Below are 20,113 nucleotides of genomic sequence, written 5' to 3' on the forward strand. Positions count from 1 at the left end.
GAAAACACTAATTGAGGAAGTGACTTCATTTGTCAGGAAAAGAATATCATGTATCGCTGACAGGAAACGACGCATGGGAAGGCTCACTTACATCTCCATTCAGAACCATTTCCGCAGCAGCAGCCAAGGCGCAGCCTGGGGATGTCATCACCGTGCATGAAGGTATTTATCGTGAGAGGATTAATCCGCTGCGCGGCGGTGAATCGGATGCCAATAGAATTGTATATCAAGCTGCAGCTGGCGAAAGGGTCGAGATTAAGGGCTCCGAAATCATCAAGGATTGGGAAAAGGTTCAAGGAGATGTGTGGAAGGCAATCATACCCAACTCCTTTTTTCAGGGGTTTAATCCATTCGATGACCTTATTCAAGGGGATTGGTTTGACCCCAAGGAGCGGGATCATCATACTGGAGCGGTGTACTTAAACGGAGAGTGGCTGATAGAAGCGGCCGAATGGCATGATGTTATCCATAATGAAGGGAAGACCCTGCTTTGGTTTGCATGTGTTGACGAACAGAATACGACGATATGGGCGAACTTTGGCAGCTCGAACCCGAATGTGGAAATGGTCGAGGTTAATGCTAGACAATCCGTGTTCTATCCGGAGCAGCCAGGCATCAACTATATTACCGTCAGAGGCTTTACGATGCGTCATGCGGCAACGCCTTGGGCTCCGCCGACCGCCGAACAGATTGCTTTGATCGGGACCCATTGGAGCAAAGGGTGGATTATTGAAAACAATGTCATTAGCCATTCGAGATGCACGGGGATTTCCCTCGGCAAATACGGCGATGAGTGGGATAATGTGGCGTCAACCGCCGATGCTTACAACAAAACCATTGAACGTGCATTAGAATATGGTTGGAATCGCGAGCAAGTCGGCCATCATATTGTTAGAGGAAATACCATTTCCCACTGCGAAATGGCCGGCATTGTCGGCAGCTTGGGGGCTTGCTTCAGCGTCATAACAGAAAATGTGGTTCACGATATTCACGTGCAGCGTTCCTTTTCTGGAGCTGAGATGGCCGCTATCAAGTTTCACGGCGCTATTGATACCCTGGTTAGTAAAAACCATATCTTCCGAACGGTAGTGGGGCTGTGGTTTGATTGGATGTCCCAGGGAACACGTGTATCCAGGAACTTGTTGCATGACAACGTCGCGAACGATTTATTCGTTGAGGTCAATCACGGTCCGTTTATGGTAGATCATAATCTGTTTCTCTCGGCGAATTCTGCAGATATGGTGTTCAACGTTTCTCAAGGAGGCGCCTATGTTCATAATCTGTTTATGGGTGGAGTCTGTACGCTTCCCGAATTAAATCGATCTACGCCATATCATCGTGCACATTCCACCGATATTGCTGGGCATCATGCGATTGAAGGCGGGGATGACCGCCTGTATAACAATCTATTTGTTGCTCATGAGAATCGGAATGGATTAAGCATGTACGATACAGCGGCTTATCCAGTATTCATGGAGGGCAACGTGTTTCTTAATGGGGCGAAACCTTCGATACACGAAGTTGCACCGCTCATAGCGGAACAGTGTGATCCTGATATACAGCTTGTTATCGAAGAAGATGCTGTTTATCTTCACCTGACTTGCGATATGGATTGGAAAAACCAAAGGAGCCGCAAGCTTGTTACGACAACGCTTCTTGATCAAGCCCGGATATCGGGGTTGCCCTATGAAGATATGGACGGCAAGCCGATTAGGTTGAACACTGATTATTTCGGACATATTAGAGATGAAGAAAATCCTTACCCTGGTCCTTTTGAAATGATCGAAGATGGTCGTCAGGTTATTAAAGTTTGGTCTAATACATAAAGGACAAGAAGTTAACTTGTCTATGTCATAAAAGGCACCCCCTATAGAGTACATTGGTCATTAACACTAGAAGTGTTTATCCAATGTCTACTATAAGGGGTGTATTTCATATTGGAGAGATCTAGGGCTGTTTCATAAAGAGATGGGTAATGTGATATCTACGTTTGTGCCTTTGTTGATTTCACTCGTGATGTGGATATGGCCTTGGTGGTCTTTAATAATTTTGTTGCTGACAAGCAAGCCTAGTCCTGTGCCCTTTTCTTTTGTCGTGTAAAATGGTTCTCCCAGTCTAGAAAGCAGTTCATGTGGAATGCCACAACCGTTATCTGAAATACGAATTAGGACTTGGTTGTCACTTAGAAGTTTGGTTTGAATACGGATCTCGCCATTTGCCGTAATGGCTTCTAGGGAATTTTTCATGATATTGATAAATGCTTGTTTTAATTGATTTTCTTCACAGGTGATGGTAACAGGGGAGTCAATAAAGCAGGTGTGAAGCATAATATTTTTGAAGTTAGCTTCAGATTCAAGAAACGTAATGATGTTCTCCATGATCTTGTGCAGAGGAACTGGTTTTACATCTAGATTCTGCGGTCTTGCCAAGACAAGCAGCTCACTTACGATAAAATTGATTCGCTCCAGCTCAGTCAGCATAATGTCACTAATATCGGAATTAGGTGGGAACGAAGGTCGCAAATACTGAATAAAGCCTTTCAGCGAGGTAAGCGGGTTTCTAATCTCGTGCGCTATACTTGCAGCCATTTCGCCGATGACCGTAAGCTTTTCCGCTCTCAGGAGAAGCTCTTCATTGCGTTTCTTCTCCGTGATATCGCGCGTAACGTTGAAGAAGTAGAGGCATTCGCCATCCGGGCTGAAGAAGGGAACCCCTCTTGACTCTAGATGAATCCAATCTCCATTCTGAAGCTTGTACCGATATTCGCAGATAATAGGAGCTTTGGTCTGAAGCATATATGTAAAGCGTTCACAGACGAGAGGAGCATCGTCAGGATGGATATCTTGATAGGAAATTTGATCCCTGCCCAGCTTTTTCATATGCGAAGGTGAACTGTACGATACATCGCCCTGCCTATCAATGACAGATATGAAGTCCACTGTATTTTCAGCAATGAATCTGTATTGTTCCTCGCTGTTTCGCAATGCTTCCTCAGATCGTTTTCGTTCTGTGATATTCCGTGAAACGACTAGATAGCTCTCGACCTCGCCATCCTCAGATAAGATCGGTACACACCGCGACTCCATGTACACCCAAGATCCATTCTTATGTCTCAATCGGACCACGATTTGAACAATTTGTTTATGGGTAGAGAGGGACTGATGCAGGTCCAATACTGACTGTACATCATCATGGTGAATATATTCGAATTCATTCGCCTGAAGATATTCAGACTGGGTGTATCCCAAGTGGAGTTCTATAGAAGGAGACACGAATAATCGTTTCATGTCCACACTATATGTGCTTAAGATATCGTTCGTATTTTCCACCAGTACCCGATATTTAGCCTCGCTTCTAAGCAGTGCCTCTTCAGCCTTTTTCCGGTCCGTGATATCTCTGGAGATAACCGAAGTGCCAACGATAATACCTTCACCATTCCGTATGGGGGAAGCTGTTAGGGATACATGAACCTTCGTCCCATCCTTTCGTTGACGTACGGTCTCGTACTGCGAAATCTTCTTTTCAGAGGATTTTATCGGATGAAATATTTCATCCGTCTCGTGTATTAAATGTTCAGGCACCAGGCAATAAGGGTCATTGACCACTTCTTCATATGTCCAGCCGTAGATTTGTTCAAATGCACGATTTACGAAAAGAATATTCCCCTGCATGTCTCGAATCGAAATAGCGTCATTTGTGGATTCAACAAGAGACTGTAGCAGTTCTTCCAGGTAGATCGGTTCTTTAATCGGATTAGTGTTAAGCGTCTCTTTATCCATTGGGGCATATCCTCCTCATAACAAAGATAGCAAAAAGGAAGATCTTTTCTTGTCGAATTATGTCACAACAACCAATTCACAGAAAAGAAGTCTTCCCGTATGAGCTATTTTACATTAGATTTGGTTTAAGCTCTAGTCCCAAATAAACAAACAGACGCTTGGACTTTGATAAGCCCAAGCGTCTGTATTTAGAGTGAATGGAGGAAGCTGATATCTTGATATCTTATTGTGCTTTTACGTATTCAGCCGATTTTACACCTGCTTGGCGACCGAATACAATGATATCACCAACGGAGTTACCGCCGATTCGGTTTTCACCGTGCAAGCCGCCTGTAACTTCGCCTGCTGCAAACAGTCCCGGAATTGGTTTACCGTCTTTAGTTAGAACTTCTGTGTTCGGGTTGATCTTCACGCCACCCATAGTGTAGTGAATCCCTGGTGCGATTTTGATTGCATAGTATGGTGCGCCGGACAAGTCGTTGTCCATACCTGTTTTTCTGCCGAATTCGGCATCATTTTTATTCTTCACCGCGCCGTTCCATGTATCCACAGTAGTTTTAAGCTGATCTGCTGGAACACTCATTTCTTTAGCTAAAGCTTCGAGCGATTCCCCTTGAAGGACAAAGCCCATTTTTTCATATTGCTCGATCGCTTTGACACGGGATTTTACGCCGGAATCAAATACGAGGTAAGCTGATTTTTCAGGCAGTTTATTGATTGCTGCTGTGACATTGTCACGAGTATCAAGCTCGTTCGTGAAACGTTTGCCTTCACTGGAAACAAGGATTCCTCCTTCACCGCGAACAGCTTCTCCGATGAGATAGGATTTGTCTTGCTGCACTGTTGGGTGAACTTGGATTTGATCCATATCGACAGTTGCACCGCCGAGTTTTTCAACCATCTTAATGCCGTCACCTGTGCTGCCTTCTTGGTTGGTTGTTACTAACCCTTTGAGATCAGGTCTAACTTCAGTAATCATGTCCATACTAGCGCCGAAACCGCCGGTTGCCACAACGACAGCATTGGATTCTATAACTTTCTCATCTTTCTGGTTGAAGATGACTTTAACGCCATTGACTTTGCCATCTTTTTCTGTGATCTCTGTTACGTTTGCATTTACAAACAGTGGGATTTGTTGTTCTTGAACATTTTTCACTAAGCCGCTAACCAGGTATTGTCCTACTGCTGATCCGTCTTCAGGACGGTGTGTGCGCTTTTCGCTCATACCACCTGTAATCGTGAGATTGTTCAATGTAATTCCCTTGGAATCCAGCCATTCGATCGAACTTGCCGAATTGTCAACGAAGTAACGAAGCAAGTCTTTGTCGTTAGTACCGTGACCGCCTTTTAAAGTCTCTTCATAGAATGCATCATTGCTGTCTTGAATGCCTTGCTCTTTTTGGAACTTGGTTTCAGAAGCATTCATACCTGAAGATGATTTTGATGTATTACCGCCGGCAACCGGCATTTTTTCGAAAATAACCGGGTTCATGCCGTTTTCTTTTGCCTCGAGTGCAGCAGTCATACCGGCACCGCCAGCACCGATAATGATGACATCATATTTATTTTGTAGTTGATCGATTGGTGTATAGCTGATTTTAGACGCTCCCGAAACTGCTTCCGGATCTTTGGCCTCTTCTTTTTTCGCATTGTCCTGATTCTGGCCTTGGTTGCTCTGGCTGCCGCATCCAGCCAACACGAGCATGATAGAGAGAACTAGAATAAGCGTTGATGCAACTTTCTTTTTCATGTTTAACCCCTCAACTTTACGATTTTTTCGTGATGAACATAAAGAGCCAACCGACATCTTTAGGTGAACTTTATTGTGAAGTATCATCGGCTCCTTACTTAGTGAATTGTATCACAAAACGATAGAAAGCGACAGACATAAATCGACAAAATATCAGATTAAATTAGATATACTAAAAAATGAGCTTGTATTAATGATTATTTCCATGAGCAACTCATTTATGTGACGGTAAAATATTGTAGGGCTATTGGCAATCATGATTATAATTATTTTTTACATTGTAAATTTGAAAACGATAAATATACTAAAGGTATCTTAGACGAGGGAGAGATGCAGTATGAAAAGTCTATTCGAATATCTTCAAGAGGGAATAAAATCGAACTGAACTGCAGAAGTTACATTTATACGATGACTAATTAATGTGCTTCCGTGGTTCTCATCACATGGAGGTATGACGAATTGAGTAAAAATAATTGGGAATCCTTTTTTGATGCACATGCTCCTCAATACATGAATAATGGTTTTACCAAGAACACGGTTTCGGAAGTTGACTTTGTGATTGAGGAACTGAAGCTTGCTGAAGAAGACAGCATCCTCGATATAGGGTGCGGCACAGGAAGACACTCCATCGAACTGGCGAAGCGTGGATACCAAGTCACAGGTGTCGATATTTCATCAGGTATGCTTATAGAAGCCAATAAAATGGCAACAGAAGCGAACGTGAATATAGAATGGGTTCATTGTGATGCGGTGAAATACATCCCAACCAAAACATTTGACGCGGTTATCTGCCTTTGTGAAGGGGCATTTGGTTTAGTAGGTAGAGATGAGGAGCCAATTGAGCATGATATGGCGATTCTTAAAAATATCTCTGACGCATTGAAGCCAAAGGGACGATTTATTCTTACAACCTTGAATGCCTACTCGAAAATTCGCAACCTTACACAAGAGGATGTGGAATCCGGCAGGTTCAACCCTGTAACCATGGTGGAGCATTATGTGGATGAATGGGACTTGCCTGAGGGGAAGAAGCAGGTTGAGGTTAAGGAACGCAGATATTTCCCGTTTGAACTAAAGCAAATGTTTTCTGAGGCAGGACTGAAGGTTGAGAACATCTGGGGCGGCACGGCAGGGAACTGGAAGCGTGAAAATATTAGCTTAGATGAAATTGAAGTCATGGTTGTAGCTGTAAAAGAATAAGTAGGAAAGGATTGCTCTTAAGTGGGCAATCCCTTTATTTTGTTTCAAGGTTGTGTTAAAGGTAAATCTTGCAGTGAGACTTTTACAGACACAACAAAAGGAACTCAAATTTATATCTCGAATATCTAATGTAATCGGATGGCTGAAAATTTGATGACAGACAGGAGTTAGATACAATGATAAAAGGTTTCGGAGGAATATTCTGGAGAACTAAGAATCTTGAAGTTATAAAGAAATGGTACAGTGAAGTGTTGAAGCTTGAAATAGAAAATTGGAATGGGACTGTGATAAAACCCCAATTAGGAAATGAGACTATCTTTTCTTTCTTTACCGAGGATGACAGTTATTTTCCAACAGAACAACAAGTGATGTTAAATTTCCAAGTACATAATCTAGACGAGACTATTAAGCATCTTGAACATATTGGTGTACCTTTTGCAAAGAAAAAAGAGATTAGTGAATATGGAAAGTTTATTTGGATTGAAGATCCTGAAGGTCGACTGATCGAGCTTTGGGAGAAATAACGAGTTGTAATTCATTTGCCATTGAGCTAGCGAGGTGTTAGTTGAACAAGAATGGGGAACCTCGACAATTGAAGGTTCCCTATTTACTATATAAAAATCCTCATTTAAAAGTCCTACCTATAGCCAAGATATATTTCAATCGTTCCGTATAATTCGGAGCATAAAATGTCAATTTACTTTTAAATTGTAATTCATTGCCGCACATAAATATCACATGCCCTTGCCAACTAGTCTCTTTACTATAGTTCATATATTCTAATATTTCCTTTTGAGGTAATATTAGATTATTACATTTACTAGGAGGAGATAGATTTGAAAAAGCTAGCGTTCCTTGTACTAATCGTATTAGTAGCCGTTTCAGTTATGCCAGTTTCAGCTTCAGCCTTTTTAGATAAACGTGATGTTGTGGTTGACGGTAAACCACTATTAGTAAGCGCAAAGGTCAAAAATAACGTTACCTTCGTTCCTTTCCGTGAATTATTCGAAGAGTTCGGCTTGTCGATCAATTATGATGCGAAGAAGAAACAAGTGTCTGGAGAAAAGAAAGATCTGAAGGTGTCGTTTACGATCGGGAGCAAAACGGCTTACATCAATGGGGAGAAGAAGTCACTTCAAGCTGCGCCGTTTACCGTAAATGGAGTTACATATGTTCCATTACGAGTAGTAGCAGAGTCAACAGGGAGCTTGGTCGTTTACTTACAGGATGTTGATATCGTGCTTGTTAACAGTCCTTCATTTGAGGGATTTGTCTATGATTCCCCGAGTGGTTCGTTAAGTATCACAACGGATGGAGAGTTGTATGTAGATAATCTGTTAGTGTTGAACGATTTTCTTAATTTCCTGCAAGAAGAAGAGATCATATTCGAGAAAGACATCTCAAATGGCGAGTACGACTCTACATTCGAAAAATTATCTCCAGAGGATTTTTTAACTATACCTTACGAGTAAATGAGATACGAACAGAATAATGAGATAACAAGTCACTCTAATCGAGTGGCTTGTTATTTTTTTGCCCAGCAAGGATAATGCAGCAGCAGGTAGAACGGAACGGAGCTGTATCGTCGAAAATAGCAAAGAGGGGCGGCGAACCCCTCTTCTACAGGCCTATCTAGACGGTCGTAACCATCGGTTGCCCGAGCTCAACACTGCGATCGCATATCGCATCAACATCATTGCGGTCATGTGTGACCATGATACAGGTCATGTTGGCTTTTTTCAATATAACCCCAAGTTCCTCACGAATCGACTCTTTTAAATAAGCATCCAAGTTGCTAAATGGTTCATCCAATAACAACACATTCGGCTTAGGGGCAAGCGCTCTAGAAAGAGCTATCCTTTGCTGCTGTCCACCACTTAACTCATGTGGATAGCGATTAGCGAAATTCTCCATGTGGACAAGCTCCAACATTTCTTTGACACGCGATAAACGCTGTTTTCTAGGCAGACGTGATAGACCAAACAGAATATTATCCTTCACTGTCATATGAGGAAATAGGGCATAGTCTTGAAACACCATTCCCACGCCTCTGTTCTCTGGCTGAATATATAAACCTTCACTTACAACGGTAGTACCCGCGATGTTAATGGTTCCTTTGCGCGGCATTTCCAAGCCTGATATCAAACGAAGCATTGTGCTTTTTCCGCTGCCGCTCGGTCCCAATATACCGACAATTTCACCCTTCTCCATCGAAAATGAAAAATCATCAATAACCGGATCCTCTTTGCGAGCAAAGGAGAACGTAAGACCTTGAATCTCCACAAAACTCATTGTTTCACCCTCTTACCTATCATCTGTAATAGGACTACAGATAAAATACTGATTGCAATGATGAGAAGCGATGGAATAGCTGCCTCATAGATTTGCTCATCATTGGCATATTGATAAGTCTTAGTTGCTAACGTTTCAAAGTTAAAGGGTCTCAACAACAGGGCCAACGGCAATTCCTTGCAGATCTCCACAAACGTTAATATAAATCCACTAGCTAAAGCTCCTTTAATTAAAGGGAGATCCACTTTAAAGAACGTTTTGGTCACACCTAGTCCCAGCATTCTGGACGCTTCCGTATATTTCGTGCCTACTTTCTCAAAGCCCACTTCAATCGCATTAAACCCAGTAGCCATATAACGAATAATATAGCCAACGATCAACATGACTAAAGATAAACTCAAGATGAGAGGCGCTTTACCCAGCCCCATAGCCGAATACATCGGCGCCAACCATTTATCAAACGCGATGAACATAGCCAGTACACCAATTGCAATAATTGGACCAGGAATCGAGTAACCTGAGGTTACGCACTTTGATAGGATGAACGAAAATGATGTATGAGCTCGGCTCACGTTAGCGACAATCACAGAAAGAACAAGAATAAGGATGGTAGCTATCACTGCAACATAGACAGTTTGGTAAATCAATTCAACAAATGAAGCATCCCAAACTTTATCGAACGTCATGTTTGCCCAAGCAATCAACTGGATGAACGGAATGAGAAACCCTAATAGAAACACGATTCCGCAATACATAGTGGCGCTGATCCCAGCAATCCCAGTCAATTTCACAGGCACAAGCGGTCTCGACTTATTGCTAATATGATAACGCCGCCGCTGTCTAAGCAGCCGTTCGACAAAGAACATGCCAATGAGGATAACCATCAGCCAAGCGGCAAGCTTCATAGCCGAATCTACATCATACATCCCGAACCATGTTTGAAAAATAGCTGTTGAAATGGTGTGAATGCCATAATAGCTAGTTACTCCATAGTCACCCAGCACTTCATAGACGACTAGTACGACCCCTCCAACAATAGCAGGCCTTGAAAGGGGAAGTACGACTTTGAAAAATACAGCCAGCGGTTTTTGCCCCAACAGTCTTGCATTTTCGATATAGGACGTGCTTTGACTTTCAAGAAACGCTCTTGTAATCATGTACACATACGGATATAGGAATAGCGTAAAGATAAAGACGGCTCCGCTTATTCCGGTAACTGTGAATAGCTCCGAATTCACCTGGTAATCAAAATGATTCCGTAACGTTGTTTGAACCACACCCGTATAGCCCAGCATGGTTCGATAAGTATAAGCGGCTATAAAAGTTGGGATCGATAGCGGGAGCATTAACCCCCAACGAAAAAACCGTTTAAACGGAAAATCATACGCGGCAACCAGCCACGCCAAGGTTACACCTAGAAAGGCTGTCAGAATGCCGGTCAGGACCACAAGAATAACGGTGTTTGCAACATAATTTGTCAGCAAGTACTGACGGATGTGAAGCCAGTTCTCATTGGGCTCATGGAATAGGGAAGAGAATACAAAAAGGATAGGCAGTAGTATAACTACTGCCCCAACCAAACTAATAATCCACCAACCGTTAAGCTCCTTTTTAAGAGTACGTTTCATTAACTCGGGCTTCATATTACTTCCAACCTGTTTTGTTAAAGATTTCGATCGCCGTTTTATTATGCTCCCCTAAAGTATCGAAGTTAATATCTTGCATCTTGAATTCTCCCCAGCTCTCAAGCAATTCTGGCTTCTTGGCATTCGGGTTTACTGGGAATTCATAATTCGTTGCGGACAAGAGCTCTTGAGATTCAACGCTTGTCATATATTCAATCAGTTTAATTGCATTTTCTTTATTCTTGCTGTGCTTCGTCAGGCCAATTCCGCTGATATTCACATGAGTACCTGTTGTTTCTTGGTTCGGGAAGAAGACACCGATCTGATCCGCAACTTTTACTTCTTCAGGATCTTTCGAATTCGCAAGCAGCCCAACATAATAAGTATTCATAAGGGCTACATCACCAGTGCCTGCAGCAATAGCTTTCGCTTGATCACGGTCACCGCCATCCGGCTGACGAGCAAAGTTGTTTACGATTCCTTTAGCCCATTCTTCTGCTTGTTGTTCACCGTTTAATTCAATGAAGGAAGCAAGCAGCGATTGGTTATATAAGCTTGTGGAGGAACGAGCCAACACTTTGCCTTTCCATTTCTCAGTTGCCAAGTCCTCATAAGTAGACAATTGCTCAGGTGAAACGCGGTCTTTGGAATAGGCGATGATACGTGCTCTTGTCGCCAATCCAACCCAGTAATTATCAACATCGCGAAGGTTTTTGGGTACGTTTTCATCTATGACAGCTGAAGTAACGGGTTGCAGAACATCATTTTTCTTAGCGTTAGCGAGGACTCCGCCATCTACTGTAATAAATAAATCAGCTTGTGTGCTTTCCCCTTCACGCTTCAATCTTTCGATAAGCTCTTCCGCTTCTCCCTTGACGACATTAACTTTAATGCCAGTCTCTTCTGTGAAGTTCTTATAAATCTCTTCATCAACTTCATAGTGTCTTGCCGTATAGACATTGACTTCTTGACTTTCCGATGTGTTAGGCTTAGTAGCCGCGGGTTCACTATCTGAGTTGGATTGATTGGTACCACAACCAGTTAGACCAACAGTCAACATCGTACCTGCCAATATCGTTTTAAATAACTTTGACAACTTCATGTAATGTGTCCACCTTTACAGCATATTCATCAAATGATAGTGATAATTATTATCAATTACGTCTTCATTTTAGGTATCATCATGGGTATTGTCAATAGTTAATTTTAAATTTGAAATGATATCGATAGAATCTGTCTCATCTTCCCAATACAAAAAGCCACAGATCAAAGGTGATCCATGGCCGTATTGTCTTGTCATTTGGAGTTTATTCTAAAATGAGCTGGCGGCGGGAGATTGAAGCGTTTAAAGACTTGATACATATAGTAGTGGCTGGAAAAACCGCAAGCATCGGCAACAGCTTGAGTGCTTAGATCAGAATGATTCAGCAAGTGTTTCGCTTGAGAGACCTTGTAAAGTAATAACTGTTCATTAAAGGTACAGCCAACATTTTTTTTCATGATCCGATTAATCTGTTTAGGGCTGAGGAAGATCAGCTTAGACAAATCATCGATCGTAGGGGAAAGGTGATAGTTGTTTTCGATAAAATTCATCATACGTGACACACGGACATCACTTTGCGGCTGAGGCAAATGAGTATGATCAAGTGTGGTGATCACCGAGCGAAATAAGCTTATCACTAACAGGAATAATAGGGGTTGAATCTGCAAGGAATATCCCGGGAGTTTAAGGGATGTCTCGTTGATAATGGACTCAAATAACCCAATGGCGCCATAGTTGTCTTGGAAGGTGCGAGGGTAAGTAGTAGATAGAATATTGATGAAAAATTCGGTATCTTCTGCTGAATTAAAGTAGGTGGAATCTGGTGTATCAGCCAGGCTAATCTCACATTGTAGACAGTATTCAACCATAGGATCCATAGGATCGGACACTTGACGGTGTGTCACATAAGGTCCCGTGATATAGAAGTCTCCTTCTTGAACAGAGAGCGTCGAGCCCTCGATCGATACGATGCCTTTCCCAGATTTGATCATATGGAATTCAAAGTAAGTATGAAAGTGATCTTCTTTTTCCCAATGTGGTCCAGCATCTAATACAGCAGCATCTAGTACCTTTATCTGAAGTCCACTAAGGCTAATGGTGAAATTTTTAGCAGTTAGATAACTAATGATGTTAGCCATAATAGACCCTCCCCATGTCGTTATTTCTCAATCTGATGTCCAGCAGACTTAAAGATTCCCGTACCTAGATATTGTACACTATATTTTACGATACAGGATAAAGGATAGGAGGAACGAGCTATGCTAGAGAAATTGACCAATAGATTAAGAAATAGAAAGCTAACCTACCAAGAAGACCGTGTCATGACACAACTGAAGTATGCAACCCTTTTGTCAGCCAGAAAAGAGGGGGCATTTGATGATCTTATTATAGAAGTAGAGAAGGATCTGATAGAAGGGTATGACGCACAAGGTGCCATCACCAATGAGCTAGTAAGTGAGATGGAGCATAAGCTCATGCCGCTTCAACAAGAAGCCAAGCAGTTTGAAATGCTATGTGTGGCTCATGCACATATAGATATGAATTGGCAGTGGGGTTGGGATGAAACCGTAGGCGTTACTTTAGATACTTTTCGCACGATGCTTCAGATCATGAGGGAGTATGAAGATTTCAATTTTTCGCAATCTCAAGCTTCACTGTATCAGATTGTAGAGACTTATGATCCGGAAATGTTAGAAGAGATTAAGCAACGAGTGGCAGAAGGCAGATGGGAGATTACGGCTTCTACATGGGTTGAGGCAGACAAAAACATGCCAAATGGCGAGAGCCAAGCAAGACAATTGTTATATACGAAAAAATACTTATCTCAACTGTTTAATCAGCCATTAGATTCCTTCAATATCGACTTTGAACCTGATACATTTGGACACAGTATCCATACACCGGAGATTCTCACTAAGGCAGGCGTGAAGTATTACTATCATTGCAGAGGGCGAAAAGAAGGACCATCACTTTATCGATGGAAAAGTCCTTCAGGAGCTGAGATCATCGTCAACTGGGAACCCCAATTCTATAATTCGTTTATTCATTCAGACATGTGTCTCTATGTACCCGAAATGGCGGAACGAACACATATGCCTTATGTATTAAAAGTCTATGGAGTAGGAGACCATGGGGGCGGACCAACAAGAAGAGACATTGAACGAATCATAGATGTTTCCAAGTGGCCGATCTATCCGAAAGTGAGATTCTCTACCTATCGAGAGTATTTTGAAATCGTTGAAAAGTATAAAGAGCAGCTGCCGATTGAATATCAAGAGCAGAATTTCATCTGTGATGGGTGCTACAGTTCTCAGAGCCGGATTAAGAAGGGCAATAAAGCTTCTGAAAATGGGTTGTACGAGGCAGAGCACTTTAGTACATGGGCGGCTATGACACAAGGGGCGCGTTATCCGAAGCAAAGCTTTGAAAAAGCTTGGAGAGATGTGTTATTTAATCAGTTCCATGATATCTTGACAGGTTCAGGGGTAGATGCCACTAGAGATTATGCTTTAGGCCTGTATCAAGAGGTATCGGCAACAGTAAACACCACTAAGAAAATAGCCCTTCAAAAGATAACTCAGCAGATTCATACGGCTGATCTTGTCGTCAGTGAGGGTGATGATGAGCAGTGCTTGGCTTACGGCGCAGGTGCAGGGTCTGAACAGTATGAAAATGGTACAGGGAAAACCCGAATCTATCATGTGTTCAATCCAACGATGCAGGCCCGCCAAGAAGTGATTGAATTGATGATCTGGGAATGGCAATATGACCAAGAGCGTATGTTGTTTACCAATGATAAAGGTATAGTTGCAGCACATCAGGTGCTGGAAAAAGACTTTAATCACTATTGGGGACATCATTATGTAAAAGTGGCATTAGAAGTGGACGTTCCCGCATGCGGCTATGCAACCTACGTGTTAACGGAACAAGCGATTGAACAGTTTAAGATCAGTTATTGGCATGAAAAGCGCACCCAAAATGAACCGTGCTATACGCTGGAAAATGAGAAGCTTAAAGTTGTGTTTAACAGCTTAGACGGATCGATTGACTCGATGATCGATAAAGCAACTGGGAAAGAAATGATAGATCCTTCGAGAAAGTCAGGGATATTCAGATTAGTGGATGAGGCAGACCATAAGGAGATTACAGATGAGGGTACCGGAATGTCTTCATGGTTTGTTGGACGCTACAAACATATCCAATGGATTCATCAAGATCTAGAGATCACAAGTGCAGCAGGTACATTGAGAAGCCACATTGCGTATGAGCTAAGTTTTAGAAATTCAAAGCTTAAAGTGATTGTTTCGTTAGATAAAGGCAGCAGTCATCTAGACTATAAAGTAGAGTGTGATTGGCAAGAGGTTGGGCGTCTTGGAAAAGGCGTGCCGCAGCTGCAGTTCTATATGCCGCTTCATGATTCATGTGCGATGTATCATTATGATGTTCCATTTGGCAGGGTTACGCGACAAGCGCTAGGCATCGATCTTCCGGGGAACAACTATATCTATGGAGAAGGTAAGGACGGATCAGCAGGTGTAATGCTTATGTCCAAGGTAGGCTATGGATTCAGAGGAGTAGATAATAGTCTTACCCTTACCTTGCTCAGGGGCTCTTACGATCCAGATCCATGTCCAGAGTACGGAATCAATCATCTGGAATTCGGATTAGGTGTTATGCCATCTAGCCAACCTAAAGCACTGAATGACTATGTCCAAACATATAACCACTCCATGACCGTAGTAACCGGGTTAAGACAACAAGGCAAGCTTAATCCGAGAGATACCTTTGCAGCATTTGAGTCTCAGACGTCAGTCGTTTCTTGTGTAAAAGGTGCTGAAGAAGGAGACAGAAGCTTCATCGTGCGTGTTAACGAGATGGAAGGGAAGATGGATACCATCACCTTGACCTGCCCAGAACCAATCAAGCATGCCTATTGGACAGATATCAATGAGCAACAGGCTGCATGTGAAGATGAGCTAAAGGTAGAAGGTACCATACTCAAGATGGTCATCCAGCCTTATCAGATCGGCACCGTAAAAATAGTGCTTGAATAAACAGTGAAATGCATCTGCACATCCGGCATTGTTGTTGGTTCTAGCAAACAACAAGATGGGATCATACAGATGCATTTCTTTTATTTCTTATTCGACGGGATCTATTGACTATTTGCAGGAATTTATTCTGTTCGGATTTAGCACGAGCACATCATCTTCCAACTCTGATAATTTATCAAGTAGCGTATCCATGCCATGCTCTAACTTATAATCCATCTCCTCTTTATACAGAGGAATCAAGAAATAGGTATGAATCTTATTACCGTCCTTAGTTGGGATCTCGCTGATCTCCTCTTTTAACTGATAGAGAACAACCCCATTCAAGCCAGTTCCGTCGGCATAAGGTTCATATTCCTGATAATTCGGGATCGTATGTCCATATCCCAACCAAGTATTATACATATGGGGAAAACGAGCCATCTGCTTCATCAGTCGGATCGGCCAGTAATTATTATCATCCTTAAAGGCCTCTTCTGTTAATTTCCAGGAAGCCGGAAGAAACATCATCACTTCCGCTCGGTCGATGTTCTCATCGAGCTGAGCACGTATCTCATCTGGAATCGTCATAGGCAAGTCACTCATACCATTGGTATATAACACATAGAATGGCTCATCTTCTGTAGGCTCCATCATATTCACATCAATATGTATTGTATCGGATACTAATTCATGAAATACACTGCTTGTTCTTCCGGGAAATACCGTATCGAAATGGGCAACGATTTCTTCCACGTATTCCATGGGAGCGGGCGGCTCATAACCAGCTCTTTCTTCACTTTCTTCGTATTTGTAAATCGTAGTGCCGTCATTCGCCTTTTCTCCGTCGTTCTTACCACCGAATATTTTTTTAAGAAAACCCATCTAATTCCTCTCCTTTTTATCAGTAAATGACAAATGTTGATAATCTTAGTCTACCATATGTTGCATTAGAAGTATTGGATTAAGAGGCAAATTCTGAGTGTAAACTAGAGGACTGCCACTGTCCATGGAGAATATGTAGACATAACCGACCGCTACCGCTAGATAGGAAGGAGTTGTGCATGGAGACTTATCGTTTTCTGGAGAAGTTATTATTTCCGCCTACTAGGATCCATGAGCAGAAGCTCAGAAGGCAGTTAGAGGGCAAGACCGTTCTCATCACAGGAGCTAGCTCTGGGATTGGGGAACAGTTGGCATTTCGGCTGGCGGACCTGAATACGCATCTGATATTAGTCGCTCGAACAGAGGATAAGCTGATCGCGATGAAGCGTGAGATTGAGCAGCATGCTGCCCGAGTCAGTATCGTACGAGCGGATCTTAGAAATCAAGAAGAGATGGACAAGGTAATCGCCTATATTCAACAGCTGCCTGACGGCTTGGATTATGTCGTAAGCAATGCGGGGATCTCGATCAGACGCTCCATCCATGATTCCTTGGACCGATATCACGACTTTACGCGGACGATGGCGATTAATTATTTGGCGCCTGTACAATTATTGCTCGCAGCCATCCCTATTCTTGAAAAAAATCAAGGACATGTCATCAACATTTCTACCGTTAATGTTCTGTTATTGCCCATTCCTTATTGGGCAGCCTATCAGGCCTCGAAGTCCGCATTTGACACCTGGTTTCGTTCCACGGCTCCAGAGTTGAATGTGATGGGGATCTCTACCACTTCGATCTATCTTCCATTAGTTAAGACGCCTATGATCCTGCCGACAGCAGCTTATCAAGACCTGCCGGCGATGAGCTCGAGGCATGTCGCCAACATCATCTGCAAAGCCATGTACACGCGCAAGCGAACATATAAGCCGTGGTGGATCATCTTTGGACAGTGGGCTTCGATCATGTGCAGAGGGATCTGGGAGGTATGGACTCCGGCACGTTTGCGAAAAAGGAGGAAACAGCGATAAACTTCATAAATTTGGTGTATGTAGGCTACAAGATCAGATTGCTGACTCCTGTCGGACTCGTGCGATTCATCGCCGCGATATGGACATACGGCATCAATATTATGGCTCTGCTAGGCTTCGCGGCCAAAACCTATGGCAATCAAACAGCGATCGTGGATGAGCATGAGACGTTAAGCTATCGCGAATTACTGTCGCAATCTGATAAGCTGGCCTACCTCCTGCAGCAGCAATACCAACTTCGCAGCGGTCATAAAGTTGGGGTGATATGCAGAAATCATGCTTGCCTGGTGAAATCCCTATTTGCCGTATCGCGGCTCGGAGCGGATGTCTACTTGCTGAATGCGGAGATGAGCAGGGGCCAATTGGAAAGTTTGTTGCATGAGTATGATCTTCAGCTCATCATTTATGATCGTGAATTACATTCGTTGATCGAGCAGTCCCATTATACGAAGAATAAGATACTTAGCTATGATGATCATTTACCGGCCATAAGCAGCTTGCTGGCCACGAATCTGAATGGAATACCGAAGCTGAAGCGGACCTCCCGAAGTAAGCTGATTCTATTGACGGGAGGGACTACGGGAAAGTCCAAGTCAGCCGCGCATCAACCATCGATGTTCAATTATGTAAACCCGTTTATCGCGCTCATCACTCGACTGAATCTTCTTCATTATCGTACGGCATATATTGCGACGCCTATATATCATGGCTACGGTGTGGGAGTATGTTTGCTATTTATCGCTATGGGCCACAAAATAGTTATTCAGCACAGGTTCAATGCAGAAAAAGCATGCGAGCTCATTCGGGAGCATCAAGTCGAGATCATAACGGTAGTTCCATCCATGATCCATAAATTGCTGAGGCAGGATACGAGTCAATTAACCTCTCTGGCCTGCATCGCTTCTGGAAGTGCAGAGCTGAGTCCGAAGCTTGTAGCGGAGACGCGCGGTAAGTTAGGCGATGTCGTGTACAATCTGTACGGCACCTCGGAAGCGGGTCTGAACATAATCGCAACACCGCAGGACTTGTCCATTGCGGGAGCTACGATCGGTAGGACCATACATGGCGTTCAATTGAAGATCGTCGATGATCATCACCATGAGGTCGAGATCGGCAAGGTGGGTCAATTGATCATTAAAAATAAATGGTCCAAAACAAACGGCCATGATGCATGGATCGCGACAGGCGATCTGGGTTATCGAGATCATAAGGGGTACTATTATTTATGCGGCAGAGTAGACGATATGGTTATCTCAGGCGGTGTCAATGTGTATCCGATTGAAGTGGAGCAGATCCTCATCCAGCACCCGCAAGTAGAGGAAGCGGCGATTGTCGGGATACCTGATGAGCTGTATGGGCAACGATTGAAGGCATTTGTACTCCTGAAAATGAATTGCGGCGTGACACAAGAACAGCTTCTGGAATGGCTGCGTCCTAGAGTCGCGAGATTCCAGATGCCGAAAGAAATCACCTTCGTTGAACAATTGCCCTATACGCCGGTGGGGAAATTAGATAAAAAGCATCTGAAGAGCTTAGTGTGAGAGGCGCTGGATTTTACTTGCAAATCTGATTCGTCATGTTGGAGTGGGGGGAGCCCACTCCTTTTTCTATAATACGTTCCAGTTGCTTCGGGGTGGTGGTCACTGCTGCTTTGCAGCTGTTAAGCTCTGTTCGAACATGTCAATGATCGCCAGGAATCTCTCCGCTTCACGGAATACATGATCAGCCAATAAAGGGTGAATGATGCTTTTGATTCGGCAAGCTTCAATCAAGTCCTTCGCCGTCTTCTTGAAGTCTGCCAGCGACTTTACGGATACGCGATTCTGATCCAGGAACTGGTCAAGCAGTGGCATCGTTTGCGACTGTGGCCGCATGGAATCCAGATCTCTTGCCTGGAATAGCAGCTGGTCAAAGTCATGGCTGAAGTTGCGCGCTTGTTCAACTAACTGCCGCTCGGAAGGGTCGAGCAGATGTCCGATGAATTTCGCATGATCGGCCATAATCCGCAGGAAGAACACATTTTCATCAATAATCGCATCCGGCAGTGGCTCTAATCTTCCGCTGTTCAGCTCTTCCAAGCGGTTTCTGAAATAGTTGGCCTCTCTGCTTGTATGATCGATGAGTAAGGGGAAGTTATTAGCCCCCGGCATCTGGCAGCTGAGCACCAAGCCCAATACTTTCCGCTTGAACGCCCATATGTGAGATGCGGCATTATGTACCTCGACATTGAAGCGGCGAATCTGTTCCGGATCTGTTGCGACTGTGAACATATGCGATTGCCTCTCGATCCCTTCAAACAAAGCATAGAATTGATTGGCTTCATTAATTAACTGCGTGTCCTCGCACCGAAATCCCAATTTAAGAAATAGCGAATGCTCCTTCATAATGCGTGACCAAAAACGCACTTCATCCAATGAACGTGCGACGAACATATTCGACACCATGATCACCTCCATAAAGATATACACGAAGCCCATA

15 protein-coding genes are annotated in these 20,113 nt (G+C 43.3%); 7 read left to right on the forward strand and 8 right to left on the reverse strand.

The features are described from left to right. Positions 1-29: 29 nt before the first annotated feature. A complete protein-coding gene (locus AC3WTP_RS11790; RefSeq protein ID WP_492394804.1) occupies positions 30-1,826 on the forward strand; it encodes a right-handed parallel beta-helix repeat-containing protein in 1,797 nt (598 codons plus the stop codon). 132 nt (positions 1,827-1,958) lie between these two features. On the opposite strand, the gene AC3WTP_RS11795 is transcribed toward AC3WTP_RS11790, so the two are convergent. Both AC3WTP_RS11795 and AC3WTP_RS11800 read right to left on the reverse strand, forming a co-directional pair. Further along, on the reverse strand, positions 1,959-3,779 hold the full coding sequence (locus AC3WTP_RS11795; RefSeq protein ID WP_492394805.1) for a PAS domain S-box protein: 1,821 nt from the start codon (positions 3,777-3,779) through the stop codon (positions 1,959-1,961). A gap of 223 nt (positions 3,780-4,002) precedes the next feature. Further along, positions 4,003-5,529 carry a flavocytochrome c gene (locus AC3WTP_RS11800; protein WP_492394806.1) on the reverse strand — a complete coding sequence of 509 codons (1,527 nt, stop codon included), beginning with the start codon at positions 5,527-5,529 and terminating at the stop codon, positions 4,003-4,005. Positions 5,530-5,988: 459 nt separating this feature from the next. Here AC3WTP_RS11800 and AC3WTP_RS11805 point away from each other — a divergent pair, with 459 nt between their 5' ends. From AC3WTP_RS11805 to AC3WTP_RS11815, 3 genes are all read left to right on the forward strand, one after another. Further along, positions 5,989-6,729: a class I SAM-dependent methyltransferase gene (locus tag AC3WTP_RS11805; RefSeq protein ID WP_492394807.1), complete on the forward strand. Its 741-nt coding sequence runs from the start codon at positions 5,989-5,991 to the stop codon at positions 6,727-6,729. 176 nt (positions 6,730-6,905) lie between these two features. Then, on the forward strand, positions 6,906-7,253 hold the full coding sequence (locus AC3WTP_RS11810) for a VOC family protein (RefSeq protein WP_492394808.1): 348 nt from the start codon (positions 6,906-6,908) through the stop codon (positions 7,251-7,253). Between the two features lie 312 nt (positions 7,254-7,565). Continuing rightward, the gene (locus AC3WTP_RS11815) at positions 7,566-8,201 is read left to right on the forward strand and encodes a copper amine oxidase N-terminal domain-containing protein (RefSeq protein ID WP_492394809.1); all 636 of its coding nucleotides are present in this window, start codon (positions 7,566-7,568) and stop codon (positions 8,199-8,201) included. A 160-nt stretch (positions 8,202-8,361) separates the two neighbouring features. Here AC3WTP_RS11815 and AC3WTP_RS11820 read toward each other — a convergent pair whose 3' ends face one another. The 4 genes from AC3WTP_RS11820 to AC3WTP_RS11835 all read right to left on the reverse strand — a co-directional run bounded on the left by AC3WTP_RS11820 (position 8,362) and on the right by AC3WTP_RS11835 (position 12,827). Next, positions 8,362-9,021, reverse strand: coding sequence for an ABC transporter ATP-binding protein (locus AC3WTP_RS11820; protein ID WP_492394810.1), 660 nt, complete (start codon positions 9,019-9,021; stop codon positions 8,362-8,364). Continuing rightward, positions 9,018-10,664 (reverse strand): ABC transporter permease, encoded by a 1,647-nt coding sequence (locus AC3WTP_RS11825; RefSeq protein WP_492394811.1) that lies wholly within the window; start codon positions 10,662-10,664, stop codon positions 9,018-9,020. Before AC3WTP_RS11825 ends, AC3WTP_RS11820 begins: the two co-directional genes overlap by 4 nt. Position 10,665: 1 nt before the next feature. After that, positions 10,666-11,748, reverse strand: coding sequence for a Fe(3+) ABC transporter substrate-binding protein (locus AC3WTP_RS11830; protein WP_492394812.1), 1,083 nt, complete (start codon positions 11,746-11,748; stop codon positions 10,666-10,668). A 194-nt stretch (positions 11,749-11,942) separates the two neighbouring features. Beyond that, a complete protein-coding gene (locus AC3WTP_RS11835; RefSeq protein WP_492394813.1) occupies positions 11,943-12,827 on the reverse strand; it encodes a helix-turn-helix domain-containing protein in 885 nt (294 codons plus the stop codon). Positions 12,828-12,947: 120 nt separating this feature from the next. Between AC3WTP_RS11835 and AC3WTP_RS11840 the strand changes: the two genes are divergently transcribed. Next, positions 12,948-15,743, forward strand: a complete 2,796-nt coding sequence (locus tag AC3WTP_RS11840; RefSeq protein WP_492394814.1) for a glycoside hydrolase family 38 N-terminal domain-containing protein — start codon at positions 12,948-12,950, stop codon at positions 15,741-15,743. A 108-nt stretch (positions 15,744-15,851) separates the two neighbouring features. Here AC3WTP_RS11840 and AC3WTP_RS11845 read toward each other — a convergent pair whose 3' ends face one another. Next, on the reverse strand, positions 15,852-16,604 hold the full coding sequence (locus AC3WTP_RS11845; protein ID WP_492394815.1) for a suppressor of fused domain protein: 753 nt from the start codon (positions 16,602-16,604) through the stop codon (positions 15,852-15,854). Positions 16,605-16,783: 179 nt separating this feature from the next. Here AC3WTP_RS11845 and AC3WTP_RS11850 point away from each other — a divergent pair, with 179 nt between their 5' ends. Both AC3WTP_RS11850 and AC3WTP_RS11855 read left to right on the forward strand, forming a co-directional pair. After that, entirely contained in the window at positions 16,784-17,635 is an 852-nt protein-coding gene (locus AC3WTP_RS11850) for an SDR family NAD(P)-dependent oxidoreductase (protein WP_492394816.1), read from the forward strand. Then, positions 17,593-19,176 (forward strand): AMP-binding protein, encoded by a 1,584-nt coding sequence (locus tag AC3WTP_RS11855; RefSeq protein WP_492394817.1) that lies wholly within the window; start codon positions 17,593-17,595, stop codon positions 19,174-19,176. Before AC3WTP_RS11850 ends, AC3WTP_RS11855 begins: the two co-directional genes overlap by 43 nt. Before the next feature lie 99 nt (positions 19,177-19,275). On the opposite strand, the gene AC3WTP_RS11860 is transcribed toward AC3WTP_RS11855, so the two are convergent. Continuing rightward, positions 19,276-20,079, reverse strand: a complete 804-nt coding sequence (locus AC3WTP_RS11860) for a DUF2935 domain-containing protein (protein WP_492394818.1) — start codon at positions 20,077-20,079, stop codon at positions 19,276-19,278. Between the last annotated feature and the right edge of the window lie 34 nt (positions 20,080-20,113).

The organism is Paenibacillus sp. EB106-04-04-XG159 (assembly GCF_058791835.1).